Genomic DNA, 17,129 nt, shown 5'->3' on the forward strand with positions numbered 1-17,129 from the left:
GGCATTGAATTCAATGCCTTTTTTACGTTTGTAACGATTATTTTTGCTTGTCTATTGCTTCGTTGATTTTATATTGAAAGTAAATCACGTTGAAGAAAAAGGTTAAAATACCATTTAGTTTGACAGGCTCATCACTGCTTTCGTTAATTAACTCAGTTAAAGAAGTACGCAGTGAAAAGATAAGAATGATCGCGACAACAAAAGAAATAAGCGACACAACCCCCCCAAGTTCGGGGCTAACTCCCGCAATCGATAAAATAATATTCACCGCGTATAAACCAACATAGCCGTAAATTAAACCTTGGCTAACTTGATGTTTAGCGAGTGAATTTGCAAGATTTGTGCGATTTACTAGCCAATAAACACTGTAAATGCCCAGTGTAAAAACACTTAAAAAGAACACGCCCCAGGCAGAGAAACGGTCAAAGTTTAAGATTGGTTTATTACCACTGCTGTTTGCATCTGTTAGGGTAGCTTCGGGCGCTTGGTATAGATTGCTGGTTTCATTAGACATAATATATCCTCATATTTTATTGTTTTTTCCTTAGGTGCCACAGGCACGTTCCTATATTATATCCTCGACTTTATTCTGTATATCATTTCACGCATTTTTTAGCGCTTTGCAATTGATAGTAATAGAATATAACCCGTCTTTATAGTGGCTATTACAGCTTCATGGTTTAAACCTGTGCTTAAATTATATACACTGCGCGCTGTTTTTAATGAGGTGCTGTGTGCTGCTAATTCTACTGAGTTGTTTATTTGTATTGGTGATGTATTTAGAGTCGCTTTCGAAGGGAATGCCTGTAAAACGTTGGATGTTTTTAGGGGGCGTACTTGGGCCCATTGCTTGGTGTTTGTTTAATGTGCACTACCGCCGTGCTTTTGTTCGCCATGTTGGCCGTCAGGCATGTGGTTGGCGCCCTTAATTAACGTTTACACTCCTGATTAAACTTGGAGCTGACTTAGTGAGTTGGCTTTTCAAAAATGCCGTAAATTCAGGGTGTGACAATGGTTTTGAGTAATAATAACCTTGCACCGTTTGACACTTTAATTCTTTTAACATCTCTACTTGTTTAGCTTGTTCAACCCCTTCGGCAACAACATGTAACTCTAGGTTGTGTGCGATGGTAACGATTGAGTCAACCATGTTCCGGCCCCGCTCAGTTTGCATATCATCAATAAATGCTTTATCAACTTTAAGCGTGTTTAGTGGAAACTGTTTTAGATAGGCGAGGGATGAATAACCGGTGCCAAAGTCATCCATCGCTAAGTGAATGCCTCTGGCACTTAATGAGCGCATGACTGCAATGGCTTCTTGCGGGTCATCCATTACGGTGCCTTCGGTAATTTCGAGTTCGAGAAAATAAGAGGGCAACTCGTTCTTTTGTAATATTAAATCAATGCGAGTGGTTAAGTCGGGTAAACTAAATTGCTTAGCGGATAAGTTCACCGCAACACGGCCATTAAAGAGGCCTTGATCTATCCAGTTTTTCACATCGCGACAGGCTTTATTTAAGACCACTTCACCAATTTCAATAATTTGCCCTGTTTCTTCGGCAATCGGAATAAAGACGCCCGGGCTTATAATCCCCTTTTTAGGAGTGATAAAGCGGACGAGTGCTTCCATGCCATCGAGTTTACCGGTGTGAATATTCATTTTCGGTTGGTAATAGACTTCGAAATGATCCTCTTTTAATCCGTAGCGCATTAAGTTTTCAATTTGTAAGCGCTTTACCGCCTCACGGTTCATTGTGTCATTAAAGAATAAGTAGCTGTTGCCTTTTTTCTTTGCGTGATACATCGCAGTATCGGCATTTTTTAGCAATAGCTCGGGGGTATTACCGTCTTCTGGAAACAGCACGATTCCGACACTTGAGGTAATTACCAGCTCATGGCCTGCCATATTAAAAGGGGTGGCAATTGCGGCTAAAAATAGTTTAGCCATCCGTGTGATGGTATGAATGTCGTTAGTGCCCGACATAACCAATGCAAATTCATCACCACCCAAACGATAAAACACATCTTTCTCGCGAGTGAGTTTATTTAAACGCATTGCCAGTTTAGCTAGGAGACTGTCACCTAGTTGATGACCTAATGAGTCATTAATTTTTTTAAAGTTGTCTAGGTCAAACACTAAAAGAGCATGGTGATTGTCTTGCTTTGCGAGTTTTTTTAAATTGGTGAAAAATAAGTTTCGGTTAGGCAAGCCGGTCGTCCGGTCTCTGTTTGATAGGTTATGTAATTGAGACTCCGCTTTTTTACGCTCGGTTTGATCAGAATAAACAACCACGTAATTACAAATTTGATTATGCTCATTTTTAATTTCATCAATTGAAATTTCAATGGGTAATAATTGACGTTGAGCATTTTTAAGTTTGACTTCTTGTTGCCAATGTTCGGTGGCTTTTACGGTGGCTTTAATTTCGTCGACATAACTTTGGTCGTAGCCAAGCAGTGCAAAATCTTTCTTTAAATACTGTTCACGGCTGCCGCCAAACAGAGTTAAAAAGCTCGGGTTTAAATCAACAAGCTTAAAGTTTTTGTCGTAGATAGCAATTGCATCAGTCAGCGATTCAACACATTTAGCAAATAGGTTTAAACGGGCTTCTGTTGATTTTAGCTGTGAAATATCCCTGACAGTGCCTGTCATTCGTAAGGGATTTAGGTTGGTATCTTTTTCGATAATTTTTCCACGGTCTAATACCCAGTGCCAGCGATCAAAACTATCTTTAATTCGGTAACTAGCCTCGAAAAATGCAGTGTGTTCTGCAAAATGTCTTTTGAGTGCATTTTCAACGTGTGGTAAATCATGTGGGTGAATAAGGTCTCGATTAGGAGGGAAGCCGTTGGCGTTATTCGTATCTGTGGTGTATTTATCGTTGATACGTATTACTTCGCCCGTTTTTATGTTCCAGTCCCATAGGGTATCACCACTGCCTTCTACGGTACTTTTTAGTCGATGTTCAGAGATTCGCAGCTGATGTCGAGAACGCTTTAGTTTGTAAATGACAAATAGCAAATATGGCAGCAAGAGCATCATAATTGTGCTTGGGATCAGCAACAGTGTACTTTGCTCAAGCTCTATCGGGCTTGCAGAAGCAGAAAAAACATCCGCCATACTCATTATTAAAAAAGTAGAAATCATTTTTATTATTTTTATCATTAATGAAATACCTTAATTCGCACCAGATAATTTAATCTAAGCTCACGAACGAGTCAAAGAGAATGAGAAGAAAGGTTGGCTTTTGCTGGTTTTTTGAGCTTTGGCTCACTTAAAAGTTCGATTCTAGGCCGATTTTCAGAAAAGATCTCAATAATATATTGCTGCATATCCTCAAGACTCAGCGCATCAAGCTCAGCGATCAGTTGTTGCTGCATATTAAACTCAGTATCGCGGTTACCAATTGCCAGCCATAAACGTTGTGAGCGAAGTCGTAAGTTTTTGTCTTTTTCTGCAATATGTGTCACGAGTCCCGCTTTTGTTTGAAGCCATTGCTGCTCATCAACAGTGGGGATCTGTGCGACAAAATTACTAATAAATTGCTGGTGGCGTTTGAGTATCTCATCAGCGTTGTGTTTAGGCGATTGCACATAAAACGCAATGCCAGCGCGTGTGTTGAATGGGGCATACCCAGCACCCACTAAATAGCCAAGCTGCTGTTTTGTTCTTAGCTCGTTAAAGTAGTCTTGATTGATAAGGTGATTAAGCACCATCATTTTAACTTTTTCTGTGGTGTCATCGGTTAATGCTTGGTAATAAAGCACCATTGCGTGGTCGTTGCAATTGAGTGTGATACGTTGGTGTTCTACTTCGGTAACATCGTTTAGTGGCCGTGTTAAATCGATAATAGTGGTACTGCCAGCGAGGTGATCAACGATTTGCTTTTGAAATTTAAGTGCATCGCTGCGCTGCCAATTGCCATGTAAAAATGACTCAACATGCAAGGCTTTAAAAAACTCAGTTCTAAAGCAGTTGAATTGGTGGAAACTGGTATCTTTTAGCGCCTGAGCAAGTGCATTGGGCTCAGGGTTCCACGGCATAATTTGCGCCCCTAAAATACTGAATAGCTCACTGACGGGTTTGTTTTGATTACTGTTACGCCAATGCCTAACAAGCTGTTTTTTATACTCGGCAAAGCGTTTTGCGCAAATATCGACATTAAACAGTGCTTCGAGTAATTCGTTAACTAAGGTGAGCTGACTTGAAGATAAACCGGCGGTGTGCAGTGTAAGCCCACCCTGATGCGAGGTTAAATGATAGCTCAGCCCAGCCAGTTCGGCTGGATAAAACTGCTCTGCCACACTGTCCATAAAAAGGTCTGCAAACAGGCGCGTTAGCGCCATGTGTTTTACGTCTTTAATTGCGTAGTGAGAATCCATCGCTAAATAAAAATGCCCTTTAGCAACGCGGAAAGTCGCGTCTTGCTTAAACCAAAAATCAAACCCTTCTTGTTTCACAAGTAGTTCAGGCGCTTTTTTGGGAGTGTCTAGCGGTAACAGTTCAACCTCTTTGGTTAAATAAGGGTTAGCGCAAGGCAGACACATTTCAGGTAAGGGCGTGTTTATTTCACTTAATGCTTCTAACCAGCATGGCGATATATCTTCGATTTTATAAGGTGTATTGTACCAAGCGGTAGTATGTTCTGGCTCAACATCGGGGTGAATGAGCACCAATCGCATATTATCTGGGGTTAACCATTGCATCGCAATTTCATGGGCGCAACGATTAAAGCCTTCCATTAAATAATCGCCTTGTACGTAATTTTCTTCATCGTAATGCTGCATGTTAATGCTTAAATTACTAACCCAGTCGATGAGGCGTGCTTTTTCTTGGTTATCAAAGGCAATTTGTAACAGGTTCTTTTTATCTTGATAAAGCCTGGGAAGTTTGGCGCAGTTTTGATTAATTAAACAAATATACTCGAATACCATTTCGACAATATCTTCATAGTATTCAATACCTTCATCTGTAAGAGCTACGCTGATATTAAAATCTTTAAAGTTACTGCCATTAATACCGCCACCAGCAGAAAGAGCATTGATCCAACCTTGTTCTTTTAAAATTGAATACAACGAGCCCTTGCCCTCATAGCCAAGCAAGTGAGCAATAAAACTAACCGTTTTATGGCGATAAAAATCATCAATGTTGGGCATAGCAAAACTGATGATGAGCTTTTGCATATGTTTGTGCGGTTCAATGTGTAAAACTTTTCCTAAATCTTGTTTGCGATAAAGGGGAGGCTCGATGATCTCTTTACTCTTTGCTTGCCCTTTAATATCGCTAAAATACTGCTTAACCCAGTCAGTCATCGTGGCAATATCGGCGTTACTGCAAATAACTAAAGTCATCCATTGTGCTTGATAATGACGGTTGAAAAATGCGCGCAGTTCTTCGCTAATACAGCCCTCACGGTCTGCTAATGTGTGTTGATTACCCACCGAAAACTTAGCAAAAGGGTGTGCCGGGTTTACCGTTTCTTTATGCGCTTGATAAATACGGCGTCCGTCGTCTTTAATTTTTAATTTAAATTCAGCGTCAATTGCATTGCGCTCTTTGGTGGTTTCTTTTGGACTGAGTAAGGGGGCAATAAAAAAGCGACTAAATTGCGCGAGTGCATCTGAAAACTGTTGATTATTGATGTCAAAAAAGTAGCAAGAATGCTCGGTGCCAGTCCAGGCGTTCGTGCTGCCACCTGATTGTGAAACAAAGTTAGAAAAGGCACCAGACTCGGGATATAAATCAGTCCCTAAAAAAAGCATATGCTCTAAAAAATGAGCCAGACCTTGTCTATCAAGGGGATCGTCGAAGTGACCCGCATTAACAGCCATAGAAGCCGCTGATTTTGTTGACTCTAGGTCTTGCACTAAAAGCACTTTTAGACCATTGTCCAGTGTTAGGGGCTGGTATGTTCTGTTATCATTGCGGCTGATATTCAAAAAATTCTCCTGAAAGAATGCGTTAATGTCCTAACAACAGATGATAATCTCAGGAACGCTAAAGGCACAGCAACGAAAATCTACCTGAATATCATAAGCGGATGTTTAATCTATCTTGTGATGATATTCTAATATAGCTAACAATCAAGCAAACTGGCTACTGTTTTATATTCTTTAATTGGTTGATTTTTTATGAAAACAATCTTAATCATGCGCCATGGCGAAGCAACGCCTATGCAAGCAGATGATGCAGCAAGACAATTGACGCCAACGGGTCAACAAGAAGCCAGTAGGATGGGGAAGTGGTTAGCATGTCATTATAAACCAGACGCTTTGTTGGTAAGTCCGTACTTACGTGCCCAGCAAACGGCTGAGAATGCAACACACAATATTCCGTTACTCTACAAAGAAATGTGTCGCGACATTACTCCCGACGGTGTACCACAAGTGGCTACTGATTATTTAGAAACGTTAATCGCGATGCATCCACAGTGTAATACTTGGCTAGTCGTCGCTCATATGCCGATCGTGAGTTATTTAGTTGATCAATTGAGCCCTGGTAATATGCCTATTTTTAATACGGGTGCTGTAGCAGTCATTGAATATGATGAAACGAAACAGCGAAGCCACTACTTAAGTATTCACTCGCCAAATAACGTCGAAATATAGCAGTATGTCTGTTAAATTACTGTCACTGTTAACTATTTAATACATACTATGACAATTGAACGATTACAAACAGGTGCGCGAATGAGTCGCATCGTTAAGCATAACGGCACGGTGTACTTATGTGGGCAGGTGTGCGCTGATGCAGAAAAAGGCATTGCTGAACAAACGCAAACTATGCTCGATAAAGTTGAAACTCTGCTAATTGAAGCCGGTAGCAGCAAAGAGCATATGTTAAGCGCCACCCTCTATCTTAAAAGCATGGAATACTTTGCCGATATGAATGCAGTGTGGGATGCATGGGTACCTGAAGGCCATGCCCCCGCGCGTGCCTGTGTTGAAGCTAAAATGGCGCGTGACGCGCTACTTGTTGAGATTTCAGTTGTTGCAGCCGTTAAGTAACGAGCAACGAATTAACAAGATGATTGCTGATTTTAACCAGCAGTCATCTCGTCAAATTAGTACTTTGCCTGCTTGGCATTTTTGCGATAATGAGGTGGATGCCAATGAATGCGCTGACCTTGTTCTGCAAGGAGTCAAGCGAGCGACCACCTCATCACTGTATTGGTTTGAAGCTAATAACGAGGCGCTCCCTCGGGTTGGTGACTTGGCTATTTTTACGAACTGGCAAGGGCGGCCGCTTGGCATTATTGAAACCACCTCTGTTGTTATCACCCCTTATAATCAAATTACCGAAGCGTATGCCGCGTTAGAAGGCGAGGGCGATAAAAGTCTTCGTTATTGGCAACAAGTGCATTGGCCATACTACCAGCGAGAATTACACGGCACAGCTTATTCACGTCATCCTGAGATGCCCTTAGTGTGCGAGCAATTTCAGTTAGTTTTTAAGGAGTCATCATGAGTTCAAATCCCGTTGTGCTTATTACTGGTGGTGGGCGTGGTATTGGCGCAGCAACAGCTAAACTATTTGCCAAGCATGGCTATGATGTGTGCATTAACTACAAATCAGACCAACAAAGCGCCGTGCAAGTTGCCAAAGAAATCGAAAAGCAAGGGGTTAAAGCGCATACCTTTCAGGCAGATGTGGCTGATGAGCAACAAGTAATGGCTATGTTTGCTGCACTTGATAGCACGGTGTCACGCTTAGATATACTGGTTAACAATGCTGCGATGATGAAGCCACAAATGTCACTTTTAGAAATGGACGCGGCGCGTATTAATGCTATTTTGAGCTGTAATGTGACAGGGGCATTTTTATGTGCGCGAGAAGCTATAAAGCGAATGCACAAAGGCAGTATTGTTAATGTGTCATCGGGGGCTTCACGGACAGGTTCAGCGAATGAGTATTTAGATTATGCTGCCTCAAAAGGCGCACTTGATACCTTTACCATAGGCCTTGCAAAAGAAGTCGCCAGTATGGGAATTCGTGTTAATGCTGTAAGGCCCGGCTTAATTTACACTGACATGCACCGTGATGGTGGTGAAGCTAATCGCGTAGACCGCTTAAAAAGTAAATTACCACTCGGGCGAGGCGGTGAGGCTGATGAGGTCGCCAAAGCTATTTATTTTTTGGCCTCAGAGCATGCATCGTTTACCACAGGCAGTTTTGTGGATGTATCTGGTGGGCTGTAAGACTTAAAGTAAAATGCTTAACCAAACAGTAAAACTTATAACGCTCAGTGTGGTTGATATGACGACAGCACTTGCGAGCGTTGCTTGATGTTGTTTTATTTGGTTAGCTATTAAATACGCATTCACTCCTAATGGCGACGCACTGAGCAATACCAGTACTGTCATCAAAGAGTGTTCAAGGTTGAAAACCTGAGTTGCAAAAAAGTACACACTACATGGTAAGACTACGAGCTTAATGATGGTTGCGATAAGGGATGCTTGCCAGTTATCTGCCACCTTATAAAACGCTAAATTTGCGCCTAACACAAACAGTGCGCAGGCAATAGCTGGCTTGGCAAGTAAGCTCAAACCATTCGCCAAATCGTGATAAAGCGTTACACCCAATAAGTTAATCGCAAGGCCACTGCTTATACTTAGAACCACAGGATTCAGTAACATATTTTTCGCGAAGGCTCGCCATGAAAAGGTTTGCTGCGATTTTGCACTCAATAGAAAAGTCAGTGTAAACAGTAAAGCGCTGTGAAAGGTAATGATCATAAACACAATCCCAACCATTTGCTGCCCAAGTGCGGCGATAATAATTGGTAGCCCGACTAGTACGGTATTAGAGTAGCTACTACCCAGCGCAAACACGGCATGGCGAGATGCGGCTGATTGCTTATAAATTACATAGCGATCAAGCAAATACCCGAGTGCGTAGATTGCTAATACAGGAATATAAAAGCTTAAAAATCCAGCAATACTAACGCTACTATGTAAATCTGCTTGCGCCATATTGACAAATAGAAATGCCGGAACGCTAATATAAAAAGTAAATTTACTGAGGCCTGCGATGTGTTCTTTCGATAAAAATCGGCTACGACTACTAATGTAGCCACTTAGCACGATAAAAATCAGTGGAAAGATGATCGAAAAAATATGCACTTGTGGCCTTATTAAAAGTGACGTTAACGTCGGAATTCGTCACTTTGTGGAAGGTTAATTAAAATAAGTACTGCGCCTTTACCGCCAAATTCAAGCGGGGCTTGGTGCATAGCAATAACATCGGGATGTTGCACTAAATACTGCGGTACTTTGTGTTTTAAAATACGCTCACCAATCCCATGCACGATACACGCGCAGTAGTAATGTTGTTTTTTACATTCGTGAATCAGTCCTGCAAGCTCATCTTTGGCAAGTTCTTTATTTAATCCATGTAAATCAAGGGTTAGCTCAGGTACGTAGTCACCACGACGCAGTTGTTTTGCCAAGTAGGAATCATGTCCTGGTTTGACATAGCTTACAGTGCCGTGCGTATCAATATCTGGCACATATTCGTCTGAAAAGAAAAATTCTGACTGATGTTGCTTTTTTTGCTGGGAAAATTGCTTCGCTTGTGACACTTTAGGCTTGTTAGTAAATCGGATAGTGTCTTGTTTAAATGCTTTGGCACCACTGATACTCTGACGAAATAAGTCTATATCGTCAGTGCTGATGTGATTGTTGTCGTGGGGATCTTTTTTCATGGCGGCAGTCTAAACAAAAAAACGCTAAAAATCGAGTAAAAAGCAATTGAAAAGACGGTACAATACGCGTCAGAACAGACTTTGAAAGTTAAGGAACATACATGAACCATTTCCAAATAGAAGACGCAATTTTAGACGAGGCAATTGCTGAACTTTCAACGTTGCACGATTGGTTACGTTGGACAACCAGTCAATTCGCGAGCAGTGGTATTTTCTTTGGCCACGGCACAGATAACGCATGGGATGAAGCGGTCAGCTTATTGCTACCAGCACTAAGTTTACCTGTTGATGCACCTAAAGAGCTAATGCATGCGCGTTTAACGAGCACTGAAAAAAATCGTTTAGCAGCATTAATCGCTGAACGTATTAACGATTGCACGCCAGTGCCTTATTTAACAAATATTGCCTGGTTTGCCGGCATGCCATTTTATGTTGATGAGCGTGTATTGATTCCGCGTTCACCTTTTGCTGAGCTAATTAACAACCGGTTTGCTCCTTGGCTTGAAGAGCCTGAGTCGGTAACCCGCATTCTTGATTTATGCACAGGCTCTGCATGTATCGCCATTGCGCTTGCACAAGCTTTTGAAGACGCGCAAGTTGATGCCGTCGATATTTCGTATGAAGCCTTAGAAGTTGCTGATATTAATATTAGTGATTACATGCTTAATGAGCGTGTATTACCTATTCAGTCAGACGTATTTAGCGGTGTGCCAGGACAAAAATATGACCTGATCGTTGCTAACCCGCCTTATGTTGATGCTGAAGACATGGCCGACTTACCGCGCGAATTCCACCATGAGCCAGAGCTTGGTTTAGCATCGGGCCATGATGGACTTGACGTCACTCGTACCATTTTAGCTGAAGCAGCAGAGCATCTAACTGATAACGGTTTGTTATTTGTCGAAGTTGGTAACTCTATGGTACATATGGATGCACTGTACCCAGGCGCGCCGTTTGAATGGATTGAATTCGAACAAGGTGGCTTAGGCGTATTTGTGATAAGCAAACAACAGCTTGTTAATTATTTCGCCGATTAATAGCGAATTTAAAAGCCGAGCCTTAGGGCTCGGTCTCAGTAGCCAGGAATGAGGAAAGTTAATGGCAGGTAATAGCATAGGGCAGTTATTTAAGGTGTCCACCTTTGGTGAGAGCCACGGCGTTGCATTAGGCGGCGTTGTTGATGGCACACCAGCAGGCCTTGAAATTAGTGAGGCCGATTTACAAATTGACTTAGATCGTCGTAAACCAGGGCAAAGTCGTTATACAACACAGCGCCGTGAAAGTGACGAAGTCAAAATTCTTTCAGGTGTATTTGAAGGTAAAACCACAGGCACAAGTATTGGTTTACTGATTGAAAACACCGATCAACGTTCAAAAGACTACGGTAAAATCGCTGACGTATTTCGCCCAGGTCATGGTGATTACACCTACTGGCATAAATACGGTATCCGCGATTATCGTGGCGGTGGTCGCTCATCAGCTCGAGAAACCGCGATTCGTGTGGCGGCAGGAGCGATTGCTAAAAAATATTTAAAGCAATTTCATGGTATTGAAGTACGTGCATGTTTAAGTCAGCTTGGGCCTATTAAAGCCGAAAACTATAACTGGGATGAAGTAGAAAACAATGCGTTTTTCTTCCCCGATACCAGTAAATTAGACGCGCTTGATGAGTACATGCGTGAGCTTAAAAAACAGGGGGATTCGGTAGGCGCTAAAGTGAAAGTAGTCGCTAAGAATGTGCCTGTTGGCTTAGGTGAGCCAGTATTTGATCGTCTTGATGCTGAGCTTGCGCACTCACTAATGAGCATCAACGCGGTAAAAGGAGTTGAGATTGGTGATGGCTTTGATGTCGTTGAGCAAAAAGGCTCAGAGCACCGTGATGAGCTGACCCCAGATGGTTTTACATCAAATCACGCGGGGGGAGTGCTTGCGGGTATCTCGACAGGACAAGATATTATTGCGTCTATCGCGCTTAAACCAACGTCAAGTATTACGATTCCGGGTAACAGTATAAATACTAGCAACGAAGCCGTTGAAATGATCACCAAAGGTCGTCACGACCCGTGTGTGGGTATTCGTGCAATCCCCATCGCTGAGGCGATGATGGCGATTACCTTAATGGACCATTTATTACGCCAGCGTGGCCAAAACCCCCATGTTAGCCACGAGCACGGGCCAATCAAAGGCTCAATCTAAAAGTATCTATTTAGAAAAAGTAATGAGCGCGATAGCTTTCAAGCCATCGCGCTTTTTTGTGTTTTAATTTAAAATTTTAACAGAGGCAATAAGCTGTTTTTTTGATCAGTCCATTCTGCAAGTTGATAATTCCCGTAGTGCTTTATAGGCGATAAGTCACTAATAGAAACATCATTTAAAAAAGTGTGATTACTGGTTAATACCACCCAGTCAGAGCCCAGAGATTTTAAGCCACGCCCTTGATAGCTGTACTTTATTAACGTTTTATCAAAATGCTGGCTGTGGGCTTGTAATACGGGCAATAAATCGATGTGGTTATTGGAAATATGCACGATCAGCACGCCATTTTCATTGAGTCTTTGCCAATAGAGCGACATAGCTTCTCGAGTGAGTAAGTGCGCGGGAATAACATCACTTGAAAAAGCATCAATGATTAACACATCAAATGTTTCTTGATGATTTTTTTGAAGCGCAATTCGACCATCACCTATGGTTACTCTCACATTGGCTTTACTGCTATTTAAATAAGAAAAATAATTCTTTGCCATGTCATGCACTGCAGGATTGAGTTCAAAAAAATGGAGGCGGTCACCTTGACCCACAAACTTTGCAAGTACACCAGCTCCTAAACCAATGACACCTATGTTTAATGCGCCCTGTTGTTTTAAAATCGTGAGAGATTTAGCAACACCCGTATGTTGATGATAATAACTTTGACCAAGGAATTGATTATTATCAAGTGGCTCTGCGCCATGGATGGTTGTGCCATCTATTAAGCGCCTTTCTTTTATTGTATTGGTATGAATATCTTTTACTGTGAGGTAACCGTAAAAATTGCGGCTCGTAGCAACATTATACTGATTAAAGTTTACGGCTAAGAAACAATAGCATGAGAGCCATACAACAGCGGTTGCAACGAGGGTGTACTTAATGTGTTTATTACCTGTTTGGGTTTTAAATTGGCAATAGCAAATAAAGCTAAAAATAACAGCTAACCCCAGTAGATACTCATCAAGTTGTACGAAAAGTAAAGGAGCAATCATGGTACTGCTAAGTGAACCTAGCACACCTCCTAGGGCAATATAAAAGTAAAAAGTGGTTAATTGAGCGTTATCAGGGGCTGTACTTCTTAGTTCACCATGACACACCATGCAGGCGGTTAATAAGATAGCGCAATACATAATGAGTTGAGCTAGTGCGCTAAATTGGCTGCCAAAATAAAACATTAACAGTCCAGCAAACACTGCAAATACAAACGTATACGCCCACACATAACGCTGATAATTTACTTTATTGGCAAACGTATAACTAAAAGTGAGTAGGTAAATCACCAGTGGCAAGGACCAAAGTAATGGCATTGGTGGAATATTAGTACTGATCATATGTGTTGTTGACACTAACATCGCGGTACTTAAGGCACTCAAAATAATCCAGATTGATTTTCCTTGTGATAGCTTTGCACTATTCGCTAACTGAGGTTTTCGGGCTACTTTAAGGTCTTTTTTTAGCAAAAACGCCATTATTAATAGTAATAAGGCACAGTAGCAGAGTAGCCCAAAAAGCCAATATGACTTTTGCTGCTCTAGCGAAAACAGTAATTCAAATATAAATGGGTAACTCATTAACGCCATTAAAGAGCCTAGGTTTGAAATAGAATACCAATGGTACGGAACATGTCTTGCAAAGACTTGGATATACCAACGCTGTAAAAGCACACTGGTTGCGCTAAGTAGCATAAAAATAGGGCCTATTTCTCGCAATAAATGCACAAATACAGCGAGAGTTGGAGGCCAATCAGTGAAGTGAAAAATTTCGTTTTGTAAGTAAATAACCAGTGTTGCAATGATAACCAATAACAGGTGAGTAACTACTTGTAATGTAATCGTGTACCGACTGATATAGTGTGCATAAAAATAACCAAGCAATAGCATTGTTTGATAAAACACTAAGCTGGCTGACCAGACAGAGGCACCTCCACCAAAGTGAGGTAAAAGTTGCTTTGAGAGCAGAGGCTGAATTTGAAAAAGTAAAAAAGCACTGATGAAAATAGTGGCGATTGATAAAAGTTTATACATTGTTTTTGTTACCTATTGAAAGATGAAAAAACAATCTACGAGTTTGAGTAAAGCCACAATGGAGTAATGCTTGAGTTTCTCTTAAGAAAACCTTAACCTTTGATTCGTCAATATTTATTGGAGCAGTAAGTGGCGAGTTATCGAATCGGTAAATTTGTGATTGATGAAAGCAGATGTTTAATTTCATCGCAAGAATATGAGCAAGTTGTCGAGCCCAAAGTCATGGATGTATTACATACCCTTTATATTCATCAGGGGAAGGTCGTAAGCCAAGAAATGATCTTCGCTGCGGTTTGGCCTAATTCAATATTTAATCCAAGCTCAGTACAGCGTTGTATTGCGTTATTACGAAAAGCCTTAAAAGAAGATGCCAAGAACCCTCAATTTATAATTACTCATCCAAAACGGGGTTATAGCTTGGAGCAGGTTGAATTGAGCCAATCAACTAAAGCAACTAAAGCAAAAACGCAATGGTTGCCGTTGCTACTCGTGGTACTCGTTTTTACAGGCGTTGTAGTTTGGCAAATGATTGCTGATAAGCAAGCGCATCCAAGTTTTAGTCAATTAATGCCACTGACGTCAAGCGAACTGAATGAATCTAATTTATCTTTATCGCATAATGGTAACCACTTAGCCTTTGTTCGAGGTGATAAAGGCAACCAACATATCTGGTTAAAGGAATTAGCCACAGGTCGAGAAGCTAGGCTCACGAAGTTTGCTGCAAGTTATTTTGCCTTAGGGTGGTCTTCACAAGACAATGCGTTGGCGTTTGTCGAAGCGAGTGAGCATAATCAGTCACTCCAAACTTTATCGCTTGATTTATCGTCATTTGTGGCACGTGAGAAAACGACTGTCAATCGCTTTACCGAGACGACACTGACGAGCCATCATATTTATTGGGGAGCTGGAGAAGTACTCTATTTTATCGAGAAAAATAAACAAAGTAATGACACCCAACTGGTTTCACTGGATATAAACAGTAAACAAAAAAAGCGATTACTAGCGGCTTCTGAGCAAGATTGGTTACTTGTTCATGCGTTATCAAATGATGGTAGTAAAGTCGCGTTAGGTTTTGAAGCAGGACAAAATAAATACCGTATCGATGTGCTTGAGCTTGCTAGTAATACAGTGAAAACCATTGCAGTAATAGAAAACGGTATTCAAGGTTTGAGTTGGCATCCAAACAATCAAGCGTTATTAATAAGCCAACGTAACCAACTTATAAGTTTAGATCTTGAAGGTGAGCTGCAGCTTATTCCGTTTAATAATTATCAAATAATTCGCGATGCCCAGTACACTTCATCTGCTGAGTCAATTTTAATGGAATTAGTGAATGTGGATGTTGATATTGTCAGTCAAACACGAACAGATCCAAATACACTTACAAAGCGGGTGGATACTTCCTCGGTTGACTTTCTGCCAGTGTTTTCACCGGATTCAACAAAATTTGTATTTGAGTCACATCGCTTTGGACTAAAACAATTATTTTTGTATGAAAATGAAAAACAGAAATTAGTCTTCGCAAATCCAGATAACGAAGAGCTGTTTGGTACTGTATGGCATAAAAATGGTCAGCAAGTATTCACTGCAAGCAAAGATACCTTATATAAAATTGATATTGTCAGTGGGACCTATGAAGCTATTCCACATCCTCATCACTCATTTTATTTACGCGAAATGTATCATAATGAAGAATCCATTTTAGTCTCTTACCGCGCAAAAGATGGGGTTACATTTCACCCAGCTAAATTTGATTTAAATGATCTATCGCTGACGCCATTTTCTGGTTCTGGTAAACGCTTGAGTTGCTACGGTATGGACTTAGATGATAAAGACCAGATTTATTTTTCAAATAGTAATGAAGTTTTTCGCGTAAATTCTGACGGTGATATTGAGTTAATATGGCAGTCTCAACAAGATGAAATTATTGGAATTGCAGTTGAAAAGCAGCAATTAGCTATCACCTTAGAACAGCCGCATAGTATCAAATATCAAACGATTGATTTAGTTTCATCTGATAGCGAAAGTTGGCAATTAACAGCCCCAAAACAGCATATGCTGATTAATGCGTCACACGATTTGAATGAGTTTTTATACTTAACCGACCCTAAACGTACGCGCAAATTAGTCAAACTACTTTAATATGTTCTATCAGAGACTTAAGTTGCTCAAGGCTGACGGGGTTATGAGCATGATTACCATGCAAAAGCACTATATCAATCACTGGTAAGAGGGGGAGTGTTTCATCGGTAATTTCTTCTACGCTCTTTTGCATACTAATGCGTGCCATGCTCCCTATTGCGAGATTTTGCTCAATTAAACCATGTAAAGCCCCCACAGAGCCGCAGCAGGCGATAATATTAAAGTGTCGCTCTGCTTTCAGTAGACCTTCGATGCTGGCTTGGTGAAATTTACAGTCGCGTTGAAATAAGGCCAGTGGCAAGGGGGTTGCAGGGTTTAATTTAAAAGACGGACTTTTCACCCACACTCCTTGGCTTGATTGTATTAGGTAACCTTCCTCTGAGTTTGGTGAACGGGTCGCAATCACTAAATCAAGTTGACCTTGGTCAAGCTTAGCCCTTAATTCACTGCTAGGTGCGCAGCTAATTTGTATATCCAGCGCAGTATTTAACATGCGCAGTGAATTCACGAGTCGCGGTAAAATTGAATGGGCGTAATCATCAGGGCAGCCAATACGAATTCGACGGTTTCCAGTGCCTGCTTGAAGTTGCTTAAAGGCCTCATCGTGAAGATTGATTAACTGCTTTGCATAACTTGCTAATTGATGACCTTGTTGGGTAAGCACTAACTGTCGTCCTTGCTTCTCAAATAAAGAACTCCCTGTGTCTTGTTCTAGTTTTTTCATCTGCATACTTACCGCAGATTGGGTTCGGCAAATCTGTGCGGCTGCGCGGGTAAAACTGCCCGTGTCTACAAAAGCACAAAAAGTTCGTAAGGCATCAATATCCATGATGTATCAGTTTCTCTTATGGGTTGTATAAAAACAATTGGCGAGTAATTCGCCTTTTGCTGCTCTATAGTGGGTTTATACCATTTTGCAAAAATACTTAATCATTTAGAGTGATTAAACCAGTCGCTACCTGCGTTAAAAATTTCTGATTTAGAACAACTAAATAACTAAATTTTTGCCTTG

15 protein-coding genes are annotated in these 17,129 nt (G+C 41.1%); 8 read left to right on the forward strand and 7 right to left on the reverse strand.

Annotated elements, in window-relative coordinates; genetic code table 11:
• Positions 1-37: 37 nt before the first annotated feature.
• Positions 38-514: a DUF4234 domain-containing protein gene (locus tag D0907_RS05110; protein ID WP_074988653.1), complete on the reverse strand. Its 477-nt coding sequence runs from the start codon at positions 512-514 to the stop codon at positions 38-40.
• 220 nt (positions 515-734) lie between these two features.
• Here D0907_RS05110 and D0907_RS05115 point away from each other — a divergent pair, with 220 nt between their 5' ends.
• Complete coding sequence (locus D0907_RS05115) at positions 735-929, forward strand: hypothetical protein (RefSeq protein WP_036969956.1); 195 nt, start codon at positions 735-737, stop codon at positions 927-929.
• Here D0907_RS05115 and D0907_RS05120 read toward each other — a convergent pair.
• Positions 926-3,043, reverse strand: a complete 2,118-nt coding sequence (locus D0907_RS05120) for a putative bifunctional diguanylate cyclase/phosphodiesterase (RefSeq protein WP_371915642.1) — start codon at positions 3,041-3,043, stop codon at positions 926-928. The two genes, D0907_RS05115 and D0907_RS05120, sit on opposite strands and share 4 nt — an antisense overlap.
• Positions 3,044-3,219: 176 nt before the next feature.
• Entirely contained in the window at positions 3,220-5,940 is a 2,721-nt protein-coding gene (locus tag D0907_RS05125; protein WP_118844107.1) for an insulinase family protein, read from the reverse strand.
• Positions 5,941-6,132: 192 nt separating this feature from the next.
• On the opposite strand from D0907_RS05125, the gene sixA reads away from it, so the two are divergent.
• From sixA to D0907_RS05145, 4 genes are read left to right on the forward strand one after another with little or no spacing between them, the layout of a single operon-like run.
• Positions 6,133-6,609 (forward strand): phosphohistidine phosphatase SixA, encoded by a 477-nt coding sequence (gene sixA, locus D0907_RS05130; protein ID WP_118844108.1) that lies wholly within the window; start codon positions 6,133-6,135, stop codon positions 6,607-6,609.
• Positions 6,610-6,657: 48 nt separating this feature from the next.
• Positions 6,658-7,008 carry a RidA family protein gene (locus tag D0907_RS05135; RefSeq protein WP_065978777.1) on the forward strand — a complete coding sequence of 117 codons (351 nt, stop codon included), beginning with the start codon at positions 6,658-6,660 and terminating at the stop codon, positions 7,006-7,008.
• A gap of 19 nt (positions 7,009-7,027) precedes the next feature.
• Positions 7,028-7,468: an ASCH domain-containing protein gene (locus tag D0907_RS05140; RefSeq protein ID WP_075593883.1), complete on the forward strand. Its 441-nt coding sequence runs from the start codon at positions 7,028-7,030 to the stop codon at positions 7,466-7,468.
• Entirely contained in the window at positions 7,465-8,199 is a 735-nt protein-coding gene (locus tag D0907_RS05145) for an SDR family oxidoreductase (RefSeq protein WP_118844110.1), read from the forward strand. Before D0907_RS05140 ends, D0907_RS05145 begins: the two co-directional genes overlap by 4 nt.
• 3 nt (positions 8,200-8,202) lie before the next feature.
• Here D0907_RS05145 and D0907_RS05150 read toward each other — a convergent pair whose 3' ends face one another.
• Both D0907_RS05150 and smrB read right to left on the reverse strand, forming a co-directional pair.
• Entirely contained in the window at positions 8,203-9,123 is a 921-nt protein-coding gene (locus D0907_RS05150; protein ID WP_118844111.1) for an AEC family transporter, read from the reverse strand.
• Between the two features lie 23 nt (positions 9,124-9,146).
• Positions 9,147-9,704 carry an endonuclease SmrB gene (gene smrB, locus D0907_RS05155; protein ID WP_036969939.1) on the reverse strand — a complete coding sequence of 186 codons (558 nt, stop codon included), beginning with the start codon at positions 9,702-9,704 and terminating at the stop codon, positions 9,147-9,149.
• A 101-nt stretch (positions 9,705-9,805) separates the two neighbouring features.
• On the opposite strand from smrB, the gene prmB reads away from it, so the two are divergent.
• A complete protein-coding gene (gene prmB / locus D0907_RS05160) occupies positions 9,806-10,741 on the forward strand; it encodes a 50S ribosomal protein L3 N(5)-glutamine methyltransferase (protein ID WP_065978781.1) in 936 nt (311 codons plus the stop codon).
• Positions 10,742-10,802: 61 nt separating this feature from the next.
• Complete coding sequence (gene aroC, locus D0907_RS05165; RefSeq protein WP_036969935.1) at positions 10,803-11,900, forward strand: chorismate synthase; 1,098 nt, start codon at positions 10,803-10,805, stop codon at positions 11,898-11,900.
• 68 nt (positions 11,901-11,968) lie between these two features.
• Here aroC and D0907_RS05170 read toward each other — a convergent pair whose 3' ends face one another.
• A complete protein-coding gene (locus D0907_RS05170; RefSeq protein WP_118844112.1) occupies positions 11,969-13,975 on the reverse strand; it encodes a fused MFS/spermidine synthase in 2,007 nt (668 codons plus the stop codon).
• A gap of 129 nt (positions 13,976-14,104) precedes the next feature.
• Here D0907_RS05170 and D0907_RS05175 point away from each other — a divergent pair, with 129 nt between their 5' ends.
• The gene (locus tag D0907_RS05175; protein ID WP_036969931.1) at positions 14,105-16,117 is read left to right on the forward strand and encodes a winged helix-turn-helix domain-containing protein; all 2,013 of its coding nucleotides are present in this window, start codon (positions 14,105-14,107) and stop codon (positions 16,115-16,117) included.
• Here the strand turns inward: D0907_RS05175 and D0907_RS05180 are convergent.
• On the reverse strand, positions 16,104-16,946 hold the full coding sequence (locus D0907_RS05180) for a LysR family transcriptional regulator (RefSeq protein WP_036969929.1): 843 nt from the start codon (positions 16,944-16,946) through the stop codon (positions 16,104-16,106). The two genes, D0907_RS05175 and D0907_RS05180, sit on opposite strands and share 14 nt — an antisense overlap.
• Between the last annotated feature and the right edge of the window lie 183 nt (positions 16,947-17,129).

Source organism: Pseudoalteromonas lipolytica, from assembly GCF_003515105.1.
GTDB lineage: Bacteria > Pseudomonadota > Gammaproteobacteria > Enterobacterales > Alteromonadaceae > Pseudoalteromonas > Pseudoalteromonas lipolytica.

Bases quoted from the DNA above. Each gene is read 5' to 3' on its own strand.
- D0907_RS05110 (WP_074988653.1), bottom strand. From the start codon at position 514: ATGTCTAATGAAACCAGCAATCTATACCAAGCGCCCGAAGCTACCCTA.
- D0907_RS05120 (WP_371915642.1), bottom strand. From the start codon at position 3,043: ATGATGCTCTTGCTGCCATATTTGCTATTTGTCATTTACAAACTAAAG.
- sixA (WP_118844108.1), top strand. From the start codon at position 6,133: ATGAAAACAATCTTAATCATGCGCCATGGCGAAGCAACGCCTATGCAA.
- D0907_RS05135 (WP_065978777.1), top strand. From the start codon at position 6,658: ATGACAATTGAACGATTACAAACAGGTGCGCGAATGAGTCGCATCGTT.
- D0907_RS05140 (WP_075593883.1), top strand. From the start codon at position 7,028: ATGATTGCTGATTTTAACCAGCAGTCATCTCGTCAAATTAGTACTTTG.
- D0907_RS05145 (WP_118844110.1), top strand. From the start codon at position 7,465: ATGAGTTCAAATCCCGTTGTGCTTATTACTGGTGGTGGGCGTGGTATT.
- smrB (WP_036969939.1), bottom strand. From the start codon at position 9,704: ATGAAAAAAGATCCCCACGACAACAATCACATCAGCACTGACGATATA.
- prmB (WP_065978781.1), top strand. From the start codon at position 9,806: ATGAACCATTTCCAAATAGAAGACGCAATTTTAGACGAGGCAATTGCT.
- aroC (WP_036969935.1), top strand. From the start codon at position 10,803: ATGGCAGGTAATAGCATAGGGCAGTTATTTAAGGTGTCCACCTTTGGT.
- D0907_RS05170 (WP_118844112.1), bottom strand. From the start codon at position 13,975: ATGTATAAACTTTTATCAATCGCCACTATTTTCATCAGTGCTTTTTTA.
- D0907_RS05180 (WP_036969929.1), bottom strand. From the start codon at position 16,946: ATGGATATTGATGCCTTACGAACTTTTTGTGCTTTTGTAGACACGGGC.